Origin of the sequence: Pseudomonas migulae NBRC 103157, from assembly GCF_002091715.1 — a bacterium.
GTDB classification, from domain to species: domain Bacteria; phylum Pseudomonadota; class Gammaproteobacteria; order Pseudomonadales; family Pseudomonadaceae; genus Aquipseudomonas; species Aquipseudomonas migulae_A.
On record NZ_BDAG01000003.1, the window covers coordinates 146,452 to 159,502 of the forward strand.

Annotated in this window: 12 protein-coding genes; 7 read left to right on the forward strand and 5 right to left on the reverse strand. The window is 59.8% G+C overall.

Annotation, left to right across the window (positions count from 1 at the left end; genetic code table 11):
* Nucleotides 1–84 precede the first annotated feature (84 nt).
* The 3 genes from PMI01S_RS04205 (at nucleotide 85) to cysN (ending at nucleotide 3,895) form a co-directional block, all read left to right on the forward strand.
* Nucleotides 85–843, forward strand: coding sequence for a Nif3-like dinuclear metal center hexameric protein (locus PMI01S_RS04205; RefSeq protein WP_008026945.1), 759 nt, complete (start codon nucleotides 85–87; stop codon nucleotides 841–843).
* 226 nt (nucleotides 844–1,069) lie between these two features.
* Complete coding sequence (gene cysD, locus PMI01S_RS04215) at nucleotides 1,070–1,987, forward strand: sulfate adenylyltransferase subunit CysD (protein ID WP_054049875.1); 918 nt, start codon at nucleotides 1,070–1,072, stop codon at nucleotides 1,985–1,987.
* Between the two features lie 9 nt (nucleotides 1,988–1,996).
* Complete coding sequence (gene cysN, locus PMI01S_RS04220) at nucleotides 1,997–3,895, forward strand: sulfate adenylyltransferase subunit CysN (protein WP_084318124.1); 1,899 nt, start codon at nucleotides 1,997–1,999, stop codon at nucleotides 3,893–3,895.
* A gap of 186 nt (nucleotides 3,896–4,081) precedes the next feature.
* On the opposite strand, the gene yihG is transcribed toward cysN, so the two are convergent.
* From yihG to PMI01S_RS04235, 3 genes are all read right to left on the reverse strand, one after another.
* Nucleotides 4,082–4,984: a 1-acylglycerol-3-phosphate O-acyltransferase, YihG family gene (gene yihG / locus PMI01S_RS04225; protein WP_084318125.1), complete on the reverse strand. Its 903-nt coding sequence runs from the start codon at nucleotides 4,982–4,984 to the stop codon at nucleotides 4,082–4,084.
* On the reverse strand, nucleotides 4,985–7,084 hold the full coding sequence (gene pta / locus PMI01S_RS04230) for a phosphate acetyltransferase (protein WP_084318126.1): 2,100 nt from the start codon (nucleotides 7,082–7,084) through the stop codon (nucleotides 4,985–4,987).
* A gap of 218 nt (nucleotides 7,085–7,302) precedes the next feature.
* Nucleotides 7,303–7,641 (reverse strand): DUF3565 domain-containing protein, encoded by a 339-nt coding sequence (locus tag PMI01S_RS04235; RefSeq protein WP_084318127.1) that lies wholly within the window; start codon nucleotides 7,639–7,641, stop codon nucleotides 7,303–7,305.
* Between PMI01S_RS04235 and PMI01S_RS04240 the strand changes: the two genes are divergently transcribed.
* The 3 genes from PMI01S_RS04240 to PMI01S_RS04250 all read left to right on the forward strand — a co-directional run bounded on the left by PMI01S_RS04240 (nucleotide 7,610) and on the right by PMI01S_RS04250 (nucleotide 10,036).
* The gene (locus PMI01S_RS04240; protein WP_084318128.1) at nucleotides 7,610–8,095 is read left to right on the forward strand and encodes an FKBP-type peptidyl-prolyl cis-trans isomerase; all 486 of its coding nucleotides are present in this window, start codon (nucleotides 7,610–7,612) and stop codon (nucleotides 8,093–8,095) included. The genes PMI01S_RS04235 and PMI01S_RS04240 overlap by 32 nt on opposite strands.
* 123 nt (nucleotides 8,096–8,218) lie before the next feature.
* Entirely contained in the window at nucleotides 8,219–8,701 is a 483-nt protein-coding gene (locus PMI01S_RS04245; RefSeq protein ID WP_084318129.1) for a glutathione peroxidase, read from the forward strand.
* Nucleotides 8,702–8,932: 231 nt separating this feature from the next.
* Nucleotides 8,933–10,036, forward strand: coding sequence for an NADH:flavin oxidoreductase (locus PMI01S_RS04250; RefSeq protein WP_084318130.1), 1,104 nt, complete (start codon nucleotides 8,933–8,935; stop codon nucleotides 10,034–10,036).
* 126 nt (nucleotides 10,037–10,162) lie between these two features.
* Here PMI01S_RS04250 and PMI01S_RS04255 read toward each other — a convergent pair whose 3' ends face one another.
* Nucleotides 10,163–11,338 carry a glycosyltransferase family 4 protein gene (locus PMI01S_RS04255; protein ID WP_084318131.1) on the reverse strand — a complete coding sequence of 392 codons (1,176 nt, stop codon included), beginning with the start codon at nucleotides 11,336–11,338 and terminating at the stop codon, nucleotides 10,163–10,165.
* A gap of 140 nt (nucleotides 11,339–11,478) precedes the next feature.
* Here PMI01S_RS04255 and PMI01S_RS04260 point away from each other — a divergent pair, with 140 nt between their 5' ends.
* On the forward strand, nucleotides 11,479–12,054 hold the full coding sequence (locus PMI01S_RS04260; RefSeq protein ID WP_084318132.1) for a hypothetical protein: 576 nt from the start codon (nucleotides 11,479–11,481) through the stop codon (nucleotides 12,052–12,054).
* Nucleotides 12,055–12,081: 27 nt separating this feature from the next.
* On the opposite strand, the gene cysZ is transcribed toward PMI01S_RS04260, so the two are convergent.
* The gene (cysZ, locus tag PMI01S_RS04265) at nucleotides 12,082–12,837 is read right to left on the reverse strand and encodes a sulfate transporter CysZ (RefSeq protein WP_084318133.1); all 756 of its coding nucleotides are present in this window, start codon (nucleotides 12,835–12,837) and stop codon (nucleotides 12,082–12,084) included.
* Between the last annotated feature and the right edge of the window lie 214 nt (nucleotides 12,838–13,051).

Consider the following 13,051-nt stretch of genomic DNA (forward strand, 5'->3'; position numbering starts at 1 on the left):
TTGCAGGCGGTATGAGACCGCCCATAATGTCGCGCATTATACGAGGCCGCGCGCGCCTCTGAACGGGATATTTAGGAGTCTTTTATGGCCGTCGCCCTGAGCACCCTGGTCGAAGAAGCCGACCGCTATCTGAACAGTGCAAAGATTGCCGATTATTGCCCCAACGGGTTACAGGTTGAAGGTCGGCCGCAGGTGATGCGCATCGTCAGTGGCGTCACCGCCAGTCAGGCGTTGCTGGACGCTGCGGTCGAGGCCCAGGCCGATCTGGTGCTGGTGCATCACGGTTATTTCTGGAAGGGCGAGAACCCGTGCATCACCGGCATGAAGCAGCGCAGGCTGAAAACTCTGCTCAAGCACGACATCAGCCTGCTGTCCTACCATCTGCCGCTGGATCTGCATCCCGAAGTTGGTAACAACGTGCAGCTCGCGCGTCAGCTGGACATCACCGTCGAAGGCCCGCTCGATCCGGATAACCTTAAAATTGTCGGTCTGGTGGGCTCTCTGAGCGAACCGGTGACGCCGCGTGATTTCGCCCGCCGCGTACAGGAAGTCATGGGCCGCGAACCGCTGCTGATCGAAGGCAGCGAGATGATCCGCCGGGTCGGCTGGTGCACTGGTGGCGGCCAGGGTTACATCGATCAGGCTGTGTTGGCGGGTGTCGATCTGTACCTCAGCGGTGAAGCGTCCGAACAGACCTTCCACAGCGCCCGGGAGAACGACATCAGCTTCATCGCCGCCGGTCACCACGCCACCGAGCGTTATGGTGTACAGGCGTTAGGCGATTACCTGGCGCGACGTTTCGCGCTGGAGCACATCTTTATCGATTGTCCCAACCCGATTTGATTTTCGCTCCCCCTGTAGGAGCACGGCTTGCCGGCGATGGCGTCCTGGAGATCGCCATCGCGAGCAAGCTCCGCTCCTGCAGTAGGCCGTGTAGCCCAAACGAGGGGGTATATTCATATACCCTTTCGATCTAGTCGGCGTCCTGATTAGAAGAGGTCGCTGTGCTAGGATTCCTCGCTCGAACACGGCCCGCTGGCCGTCCATAAGATCGTTTTCGTGAGTAGCCATGGTCGACAAACTGACGCATCTGAAACAGCTGGAGGCCGAAAGCATCCACATCATCCGCGAGGTCGCCGCCGAGTTCGATAACCCGGTGATGCTGTACTCCGTCGGTAAAGACTCCGCCGTGATGCTGCACCTTGCGCGCAAGGCATTCTTCCCGGGCAAACTGCCGTTCCCGGTGATGCACGTCGACACCCGGTGGAAGTTCCAGGAAATGTACGCGTTCCGCGACCGCATGGTCGAAGAACTCGGCCTGGACCTGATCGTGCACGTGAACCCCGATGGCGTCGCGCAGGGCATCAACCCGCTGACCCACGGCAGCGCCAAGCACACCGACATCATGAAGACCGAAGGCCTTAAACAAGCTCTCGACAAGTACGGTTTCGACGCCGCTTTCGGTGGCGCTCGCCGCGACGAAGAGAAGTCCCGTGCCAAAGAGCGCGTGTATTCCTTCCGCGACACCAAGCACCGCTGGGACCCGAAAAACCAGCGTCCTGAGCTGTGGAACGTCTACAACGGCAACGTCAACAAGGGCGAATCGATCCGCGTTTTCCCGTTGTCGAACTGGACCGAACTGGACATCTGGCAGTACATCTACCTCGAAGGCATCCCGATCGTGCCGCTGTATTTCGCCGCCGAGCGCGACGTCATCGAGATGAATGGCACCTGGATCATGATCGACGACGAACGCCTGCTCAATCACCTGAGCGACGAAGACAAGGCGCGCATCGTCAAGAAGAAAGTCCGTTTCCGTACACTGGGTGACTACCCGTTGACCGGTGCGGTCGAGTCCGAGGCCACCAGCCTGACCGACATCATTCAGGAAATGCTCCTGACGCGAACTTCCGAACGCCAGGGCCGGGTCATCGACCACGATGGCGCAGGCTCGATGGAAGAAAAGAAACGTCAGGGTTATTTCTAAGGGGTTGTCATGTCGCACGCATCTGATTTGATCAGCGAGGACATCCTCGCCTACCTGGGCCAGCACGAACGCAAGGAAATGCTGCGCTTTCTGACCTGTGGCAACGTCGACGACGGCAAGAGCACCCTGATCGGGCGCCTGCTGCACGACTCCAAGATGATCTACGAAGATCACCTGGAAGCCATTACCCGTGACTCGAAAAAAGTCGGCACCACCGGTGAAGACATCGACCTGGCGTTGCTGGTCGACGGCCTGCAGGCCGAGCGTGAGCAGGGCATCACCATCGATGTCGCTTACCGCTATTTCTCCACCGCCAAGCGCAAATTCATCATCGCCGACACCCCTGGCCATGAGCAGTACACCCGCAACATGGCCACCGGTGCGTCCACCTGTGACCTGGCGATCATCCTGGTCGACGCCCGTTACGGCGTGCAGACCCAGACCCGTCGCCACAGCTTCATCGCCTCGTTGCTCGGCATCAAGCACATCGTGGTCGCCATCAACAAGATGGACCTCAACGGCTTCGATGAAACCGTGTTCGAGTCGATCAAGGCCGACTACCTGAAGTTCGCCGAAGGCATCGCGTTCAAGCCGACCACCATGGCCTTCGTGCCGATGTCGGCGCTGAAGGGCGACAACGTGGTGAACAAGTCCGATCGCTCGCCGTGGTACACCGGCCAGTCGCTGATGGAAATTCTTGAAACCGTCGAGATCGCCAGCGACCGCAACTACACCGACCTGCGTTTCCCGGTGCAGTACGTCAACCGTCCGAACCTGAACTTCCGTGGTTTCGCCGGCACCCTGGCCAGCGGCGTCGTGCACAAGGGCGATGAAGTCGTTGTGCTGCCGTCGGGCAAGAGCAGCCGTGTCAAATCCATCGTCACCTTCGAGGGTGAGCTGGAGCATGCCGGTCCTGGTCAAGCGGTCACGCTGACCATGGAAGACGAGATCGACATCTCTCGCGGCGACTTGCTGGTGCACGCCGACAACCAGCCGCAAGTGACTGACGCCTTCGATGCCATGCTGGTGTGGATGGCCGAAGAACCGATGCTGCCGGGCAAGAAGTACGACATCAAGCGCGCCACGAGTTACGTGCCGGGTTCGATCACCAGCATCGTCAACCGCGTTGACGTGAACACCCTGGAAGAAGGTCCGGCCAGTGCGCTGCAACTGAACGAGATCGGCCGGGTCAAGGTCAGCCTCGACGCCGCCATCGCACTGGACGGTTACGCGAGCAACCGCACCACCGGTTCGTTCATCGTCATCGATCGTCTGACCAACGGCACCGTTGCCGCTGGCATGATCATCGCTCAGCCGTTGGCGCATGGCAGCAGCACGCACCACGGCAAACTGGCGCACGTTGCCACCGAAGAGCGCGCTCAGCGTTTCGGCCAGCAGCCAGCCACCGTGTTGTTCAGCGGCTTGTCGGGCGCAGGCAAAAGCACCCTGGCCTACGCGGTTGAACGCAAACTGTTCGACATGGGCCGTGCGGTATTCGTGCTCGATGGCCAGAACCTGCGTCATGACCTGAACAAAGGTCTGCCACAGGATCGCGCCGGGCGCACCGAGAACTGGCGCCGTGCCGCGCACGTTGCGCGTCAGTTCAACGAAGCCGGTTTGCTGACGCTGGCAGCCTTCGTTGCGCCGAGTGCCGAAGGTCGTGAGCAAGCCAGGGAGCTGATCGGCAAGGAGCGTCTGCTGACGGTCTACGTCCAGGCCTCGCCGACGGTCTGTGCCGAACGTGACCCGCAAGGCCTGTACGCCGCGGGCGGGGATAACATCCCGGGCGATTCCTTCCCGTACGACGTGCCGCTGGACGCCGACCTCGTGGTCGACACCCAGTCTCTGACACTGGAAGAAAGCGTCAAGCAAGTGCTGGATCTGCTGCGCAAGCGTGGCGCGATCTAAGCGTTAGCCGCGCAATAAAAAAACCGCCGATGAGTGATCATCGGCGGTTTTTTTTGTGACTGGAAGGACGCTTTCGCGAGCAAGCCCGCTCCCACATTGGATTATTGTCGTACACAACATTGGTGTCTCATGAAGATCCAATGTGGGAGCGGGCTTGCTCGCGAAGAGGCCGGTACAGCCAACCAATTACTTTCCGGGATACTCCCGATGCATCTGCTCAAGCAACGCATCCTTGTCCAGCCACAGCTGATTGATCCACCCCTGAAACTGCAATCGATACTCCCCATCCTGGTCGTAGTTCTTGCCGATGAACTGCGGCGGAATCTTCAGTTCCTGAAAATGCACCACTACATCTTTCACGTTCCCACAGAGCAAATCCCAATACCCAGGACGCCCGCCGGGATAGTGAATCGTCACGTTGACGATCGACTCCAGCTGCTCGCCCATCGCATCCAGCACAAACGCAATGCCGCCGGCCTTGGGTTTGAGCAGGTACTTGAACGGTGATTTCTGCTGGGCATGTTTGCCTTCGGTGAAGCGTGTGCCTTCAACGAAATTGAAAATCCCCACCGGGTTGTTGCGAAACTTCGCGCAGGTCTTGCGGGTGGTTTCCAGGTCCTTGCCTTTCTTCTCCGGGTGCTTTTCCAGGTAGGCCTTGGAGTAGCGTTTCATGAACGGAAAGCCCAGCGTCCACCATGCCAGACCTATCACCGGCACCCAGATCAGCTCTTGCTTGAGAAAAAATTTCAGCGGCTGAATGCGACGGTTGAGCACGTACTGCAGCACCATGATGTCGACCCAGCTCTGATGGTTGCTGGTGATCAGGTACGAATGTTGATAGTCCAGACCTTCAAGACCGCTGAGGTGCCAGCGGGTGCGGCAGACCAGGTTCATCCAGGCCTTGTTGTTGCTGATCCAGGCCTCATGGGTATGGCTCATCAGCCAGCGCGTGAAGCGCTGGGTGAGGGCGAAGGGCAACACCTTGAAAATCGCCACGCAAAACAGAAACGAGCAGAGCAAAATCGTATTCAGGGCCAGCAACAACGATGCAATCACGCCGCGCACGGCGGCAGGCAGGGAATCCAGCATTTAAAGATCCAAAGGTCGGTTGGCAGCTTGAATCGCGGTCAACGCGATGGTGTAGACGATGTCATCGACTTGCGCGCCGCGCGGCAGATCGTTCACCGGTTTGCGCAGGCCTTGCAGCATCGGCCCGAGGCTCACGCAGTCGGCGCTGCGCTGCACGGCCTTGTGCGTGGTGTTGCCGGTGTTCAGGTCGGGGAACACGAACACCGTGGCTCGACCGGCGACCTGACTGTTCGGCGCCAGTTGCCGGGCGACGGTTTCGTTGGCGGCGGCGTCGTACTGTAACGGACCGTCGATCAGCAGCGAGTGCTGTTGTTCGTGGGCGAGCAACGTCGCTTCCCGCACCTTCTCGACTTCCTCGCCGCTGGCCGATTCGCCGCTGGAGTAACTGATCATCGCCACGCGCGGGGTGATGCCAAACGCGGCCGCCGAGTCAGCGCTTTGCAGGGCGATCTCGGCCAGCTCGCTGGCACTTGGATGCGGATTCATCACGCAGTCGCCGTAGACCAGCACCTCTTCGGGAAACAGCATGAAGAACACCGACGACACCAGCGTGCAGCCCGGCGCAGTCTTGATCAGCTGCAGGGCCGGGCGGATGGTGTTGGCGGTGGAGTGGATGACGCCGGACACGAGGCCGTCGACTTCATCCAGCGCCAGCATCATCGTGCCGATGACCACGGTGTCTTCCAGTTGTTGCTCGGCCATCGGCGCATTGAGGCTTTTGCTTTTGCGCAGGGCAACCATGGGCTCGACGTAGCGTTCGCGAATCAGGTCCGGATCGAGAATCTCCAGGCCTGGCGGCAGCTCGATATCGTGCGCACGAGCGACGGCTTCGACATCTTCCGGTTTCGCCAGCAGCACGCAACGGGCGATGCCACGCGCCTGACAGATCGCTGCCGCTTGCACGGTCAGCGGTTCGCTGCCTTCGGGCAGCACGATGCGCTTGTTGGCGGCCTGGGCGCGCTGGATCAGCTGGTAGCGGAACACTGCCGGCGACAGGCGCATTTCCCTTGGCGTGCCGCAACGCTGGTGCAGCCAGTTGGCATCGAGGTGGCTGGCGACGAAGTCGGTGATGATCTCCGCACGCTCGCGGTCGTCGATCGGGATTTCCTTGTTCAGGCCATTCAACTGGTTGGCGGTCTCGTAGGAGCCGGTGCTCACCGACAACACGGGCAAACCGGCCTGCAATGCGCCACGGCACAGGTCCATGATGCGCGGGTCGGGCAGGGTGTCGCTGGTCAGCAACAGGCCGGCGAGCGGCACGCCGTTCATGGCGGCGAGGCTGACGGCGAGGATGATGTCGTCGCGATCGCCAGGCGTCACCACCAGCACGCCGGGCTTGAGCAGCTCCACGGTGTTGCGCATGGTGCGGGCGCAGATGATGATTTTGGTCATGCGCCGGGTTTCGTAATCGCCGGCATTGAGAATCTGCGCGCCCATCAGGTCGGCGACGTCGCGAGTACGTGGCGCGTTCAGTTCCGGCTGGTATGGGATGCAGCCGAGCAAACGGAAATCACCGCTGCGCAGCAAGGGCGAATGCTCCTTCAGGCGCGCGGCGAAGGCGTCCATGCTTTCGTCGGTCTTGACCTTGTTGAGGATTACGCCGAGGACTTTCGGGTCTTTCGGACCGCCGAACAATTGCGCCTGCAATTCCACGCGGCCGGAGAGTTCGGTGAGCACTTCGTTTTCCGGCGCCGAGACCAGGATCACGTCGGCGTCGAGGCTCTTGGCCAAATGCAGATTGACCCGCGCGGCGTAACTGGCGCTGCGGGTCGGGACCATGCCTTCGACGATCAGCACGTCCTTGCCGATGGCGGCTTGCTGATAGAGCGTGATGATTTCTTCGAGCAGTTCATCGAGCTGACCGTCGCCGAGCATGCGCTCGACGTGAGCCAGTCCCAGCGGCTGAGGCGGTTTCAAACCGTGAGTGCGTGCCACCAGTTCGGTGGAGCGCTCAGGCCCGGTGTCGCCCGGATGGGGCTGGGCGATCGGTTTGAAAAAGCCGACCTTGAGGCCGGCTCGCTCAAGGGTACGCACCAGCCCGAGGCTGATGGAGGTCAGACCCACACCAAAATCGGTGGGCGCGATAAAAAAAGTTTGCATGCGGATTCTCTAAGGGTGCATGTGGGCAGCCCGTGTGGCCTTTGCTGTCAGTCAAATTCGGCGCCTGAAATCCATACCCTGCGTTGCTGTTCCTCCCCATAGCGAGCTATGACTCGTCACAGCGCCTTGGCTATGGACTTCAGGCATCCGAGTTTGATCTGACGCAAAGGCCGTACGGGCCGCCAGGTGATCATCTATATTTGACGATCTACCGAACTTCAGTCGCCAAGGTTATCGCTAACCGAGCCTTGTGCGCACCAACCACATTCAAAGGGCTGGCCTATTTTTTCATTACGCTGCAAAGGGTCCAGCACCCAGGCCCGGGATTGCCAGGGTGGCTGGTGGCGCAGGTGCTGGGTGTGGCCGCAGGAAAGCTCGGCCACCCAGTGCCCGTCCTCGTCCTGATGAAAACCGGTGACCGTCGAGTCTTTCGCCGCGATCCGTCTGTCCGGGTTGTGTTCGCTTTCGGACGATTGCTTCGCTAAACTTGGTCTTTCTAAATTCTTATGCAAAAGGTCTCGCCCCATGCTGATCGCCGCCAATAAGGCTGTCTCCATCGACTATACCCTGACCAACGACGCTGGTGAGGTCATCGACAGCTCCGCCGGCGGCGCGCCGCTGGTCTACCTGCAAGGTGCAGGCAACATCATCCCGGGCCTGGAAAAGGCACTGGAAGGCAAAGCAGTCGGCGACGAGCTGACCGTAGCCGTTGAACCTGAAGATGCTTACGGCGAATACGCTGCCGAACTGGTCAGCACCCTGAGCCGCAGCATGTTCGAAGGCGTCGACGAACTGGAAGTGGGCATGCAGTTCCACGCTTCCGCTCCGGACGGCCAGATGCAGATCGTCACCATTCGTGATCTGGACGGCGACGATGTCACCGTCGACGGCAACCACCCGTTGGCCGGTCAGCGCCTGAATTTCCAGGTCAAGATCATCGAAATCCGTGACGCCAGCCAGGAAGAAATCGCTCATGGTCACGTCCATGGCGAAGGTGGCCATCACCACTGATTTTCTGCGCTAAGCTTTCGAGAACTGGAGAGGCGCCCGAGGGCGCCTTTTTAGTCCGCGGCTGTCCCTGGTGACACCGCCAAGAGGCTGTTTCGAGAAGAACACGGGAATTTGGAGTTCGTCATGAGTGCTTTTCACGACCTTAAACTGACAGCCCTGGATGGTCAGGAGCTTCCGCTGGCGCCCTTCAAGGGGAACGTCGTGCTGGTGGTCAACGTTGCCTCCAAATGTGGCTTGACCCCACAGTACGCGGCGCTGGAAAACCTCTACCAACAATACAAAAGTAAAGGCTTCAGCGTGCTGGGCCTGCCGTGCAACCAGTTTGCCGGACAGGAGCCGGGCACCGAGCAGGAGATCCAGGAGTTCTGCAGCCTCAACTATGGCGTGACCTTTCCGTTGTCCAGCAAGCTGGAAGTCAACGGTCATGATCGTCATCAGCTGTACCGTCTGCTGGCGGGCGAGGGTGCCGAGTTCCCGGGTGACATCACCTGGAATTTCGAAAAATTCCTGCTGGGCAAGGACGGTCGCGTATTGGCGCGGTTCTCGCCGCGTACGGCGCCGGATGATCCGAGTGTCATTCAGGCGATTGAAAAAGCCCTGAGCTGAAATCCCCGTTGTAGGCGCCGGCTTGCTGGCGATGGTCGTCAACGATAACGCGCACAGCCTGATCCCCCGCGGTGTTATCGAGTCCATCGCCAGCAAGCCGGCTCCTACAGTACGTCTAATCTTTTAGATCTTAATCACTGAAATCAATAGTGCTGTGCATCGCTAACCACTGCGCATATTATCGCCGTCATAAAATCTCATCCCGTCGATATCGTTTTCGTGGAGCGCTCCATGCCAGTAAAAGCCCTGTTCAAACCGTTCCACCTCGGCACCCTCGAACTGCCGACTCGTGTTGTCATGGCCCCGATGACCCGCTCCTTCTCGCCGGGCGGCGTACCCAATTCCAAAGTGATCGAGTACTACCGTCGTCGCGCCGCTGCAGGCGTTGGCTTGATCATCACCGAAGGCACCACTGTCGGCCACAAGGCCTCCAACGGCTATCCGAACGTGCCGCACTTCTACGGTGAGGCCGCGCTGGCCGGCTGGAAGAAAGTCGTCGACGCGGTGCACGCCGAAGGCGGCAAGATCGTTCCGCAGCTGTGGCATGTCGGCAGCGTGCGTCGCATCGGCACCGAGCCGGACGCGAGTGTGCCGGGTTACGGTCCGTCGGAAAAATTGAAGGATGGCCAGGTCGTGGTTCACGGCATGACCAAACAAGACATCCAGGACGTGATCGCCGCGTTCGCCCAAGCCGCCAAAGACGCGCAAAGCATCGGCATGGACGGTGTGGAAATCCACGGTGCACACGGCTATCTCGTGGATCAGTTCTTCTGGGAAGGCAGCAACCAGCGTACCGACGAATACGGTGGCAGCCTGGCCAACCGTTCGCGCTTCGCCATCGAGCTGATTCAGGCGGTGCGTGCAGCGGTCGGTGAAGGCTTCCCGATCATCTTCCGTTTTTCCCAGTGGAAGCAGCAGGATTACACCGCGCGTCTGGTGCAAACCCCGGAAGCGTTGGGTGAGTTTCTCAAGCCGCTGTCCGACGCCGGCGTGGACATTTTCCACTGCTCGACGCGCCGTTTCTGGGAGCCGGAGTTCGACGGTTCGGAGCTGAACCTGGCCGGCTGGACGCGCAAACTGACCGGCAAGCCGACCATTACCGTGGGCAGCGTTGGCCTGGATGGCGAGTTCCTGCAGTTCATGGTCAACACCGACAAGATCGCGCAGCCGGCCAGCCTGGAGAAGCTGCTGGAGCGTTTGAACAATGATGAGTTTGATCTGGTGGCGGTAGGGCGTGCGCTGCTGGTGGACCCGGACTGGGCGCAGAAAGTGCGTGATGGTCGCGAGGAGGACATCCTGCCGTTCAGCCGTGAGGCGTTGATGACGCTGGTTTAAGTAGCGTCTGGAAGGGCCTCTTCGCGAGCAAGCCCGCTCCCACATTTAACCGAGTTCCTTCAGTGATACACGGTCGAATGTGGGAGCGGGCTTGCTCGCGATGACTGACTGAAAATCACCGAAGATTCAGGGGATGGTCCGTGCATTCGGTATCGCTGACTCCCCAACGCAAGCCCCCCGCAACTGCCCCTCGAACTGCTCGATAATCGCCGCCCAACCCTGACGACTCGCATGCTGACGTGCATTGAGCCTTATGCACCTCAAGGTTTCGCGCTCCTCCAGCAACCACGCCGCTGCATCGCTGAACGCCTCTTCATCCCCTGGCATCGCCAGCACGCCGTTGTAGCCGTGACGGATATGCTGCGCCGCCGCAGCCTGATCGTAAGCCACCACGCCCAGCCCCGAAGCCAATGCCTCAAGCACCACATTGCCGAAGGTTTCGGTCATGCTTGGAAACAGAAAAACATCCCCGGACGCATAGTGGCTGGCCAGGGCTTCGCCGCGTTGTGAACCGCAGAAAATCGCCCCGGGCAGTGCCTGCTCCAGCGCCGCTCGTTGCGGGCCGTCGCCGACGATGATCAGTTTTATGTTTCGCTGTGGATAAGTCGCTGCCAGCGTGTCGAAACAGCGCTTGAGCAAGCCAAGATTTTTCTCCGGCGCCAAACGTCCTACGTGAATCAGCGCAATGTCTTTCTCGCCCAGCCCCCACTGTTCGCGCAGCGATGGCAGGCGTTTGGTCGGGTGAAACAACTGGCTGTCGACCCCGCGAGACAACAACGCCAGGCGCTCGAAATGCCGGCGCTCCAGTTCCAGTCGCTGGCTGACGCTCGGCACCAGGGTCAGGGTCGAGCGATTGTGAAACCAGCGCAGGTAGTGAGTCAGCAGGCGGGTGAGCAAGCCGAGCCCGTACTGATTGGAGTACTGCTGGAAATTGGTGTGGAAGCCGCTGACCACCGAAATGCCCAGACGCCGTGCCGCGCGCAGCGCCGACAGGCCCAGCGGTCCTTCCGTGGCGATGTACAGCACGTCCGGGCGGTGACGTTTCCAGCGCCGCAGCAGCTTGTGCATCGACGACTGGCCCCATTGCAACCCCGGATACCCCGGCAACGGCCAGCCTCGGCACAGCAGCAATTCATCATCGCTGCCCAGTTGCTGATCGCAACCTTGCCGTGGCCGCACCAGTTCCACCTGATGCCCGCGCGCGCGCAAACCGTCGCACAAGCGGCCAAGGGTATTGGCCACGCCGTTGATTTCGGGAGGGAAAGTTTCAGTGATCAGGGTGATATGCAGAGCTGTCGTCATGACCTCAGTGTCGGCTGAGGCCGTGTCGTCGTTGTGGCATTTCGATGATGGATTTGTGACGAAGATTCCAGGGCGACGTACTCAATTTTTCGGTCGGCAGGTCGTTAGCCTTGGTCTACACATTTATCAGGGAAGCAACCGTGTCCGACAATGTTTATGCCCCGCCATTGGCCCCCCTTGAACGCGTCGTCGAGCAGCCTTGCGGTTTTTATGTCGTGTCGCCCGCCAAGCTCATGACGCTGGCCACGCTCACGTTCGGCCTCTATTTTTATTACTGGTCGTACAAGAACTGGAGCCTGTACAAGCGCGCCACGCAGGCGGATATCTGGCCGTGGGCACGGGGTCTGTTGTGCATTTTTTTCATTCACCAGTTGTACCGTCGTGCGAATGAAAAAATTCGTGGCGGCGGTCGCACCGTTGACTGGGACTTTGAGCAGTGGGCGACCGTTTTCGTCGTATTGACGGTCGGTGCCAACCTGCTCGATGCCGTAGCAAGGCGCGTCGATGAATTCGCATTTCTGGGCGGTTGGTTGCTGTTGATGATCCCGTTGAGGGCCTTTGTCGTGAGCAAAGGGCAACCGATGATCAACTTAGCCGCCAATGATCCAGAGGGCCTGAGCAATTCACGCTTCAGCGCGTTGAATTATCTGTTTATGGTTCCGGGGGCGTTGCTTTGGGCACTGGCTCTTTTCGGCGTGTGGGTTATCCACCGTTGAATCACCCACAGGGCTGGAGGGCGCCTTTCAGCGCTGCTCCACCGTGATGGCTTCAGCGCCACGCTCCCTTACCCAAAACAACGTCGCACCCGCCACGGCTGCCGGCATCATCAAAATGTTGACCACTGGAATCAGCAACACCAGATAAACACTGCCGCCGAAACTCATGCTCTGCCAGCGTTTCTCGCGTAGCCAGGCGAGCATCTCGTTCCAGCCGAGTTTGTGGTTGTCCGCCGGGTAGTCGATGTACTGGATCGCCATCATCCACACCCCGAACAGCAGCCACAACGGCGCGGCGATGATGTTCACCACGGGGATGAACGAGAGGATGAACAGCCCGAGCGCCCGCGGCAGGAAGTAGCCGAGTTTGCGCATTTCCCGAGCCAGGGTGCGTGGGATCATGGCGATCAGTTCGCCCCAGCTGAAAGAGGGAAAGTCGTCGGTACCGCGTACCACCACTTCGACTTTTTCCGCCAGGAAGCCATTGAACGGCGCGGCGATGACGTTGGCCAGCATGGTGAAGGTGAAGAACACCATCAACACCACCAGCACGACAAAGATCGGCCAGAGCACGTAACTGAGAAAACTCAGCCAGTCGGGCAGGGACGGCATCAGCGTATCGACCCACAGGCTGAATTGATGGCCGGCCAGATAGATCAATCCGACGAACAGCACCAGATTGATTGCCAGCGGCAACAACACGAACAAACGCAGGCTGGGACTCAGGACCAGCTTGAGGCCTTCGCGCAGGTATTGCGGGCCGGACAGAACAGGGGCGGGCATATCGTGCTCCGAGCAGAGGGGAAACGCGCCGACCTTACCGGCTTTGCCTGACGGGCGAAAGCGCGGTCGCAGCATCGACATCAACTGTAACAAAGGCGCCTATATATAAGCGGCAACCGGATAGAGACCGCCTATGAGCTGGATTGTTAAACCGTATTTCCTTAATCTTCGCCCCCTCGATACGCTGCACCCAATCTTTTTACAGGACTGTCGA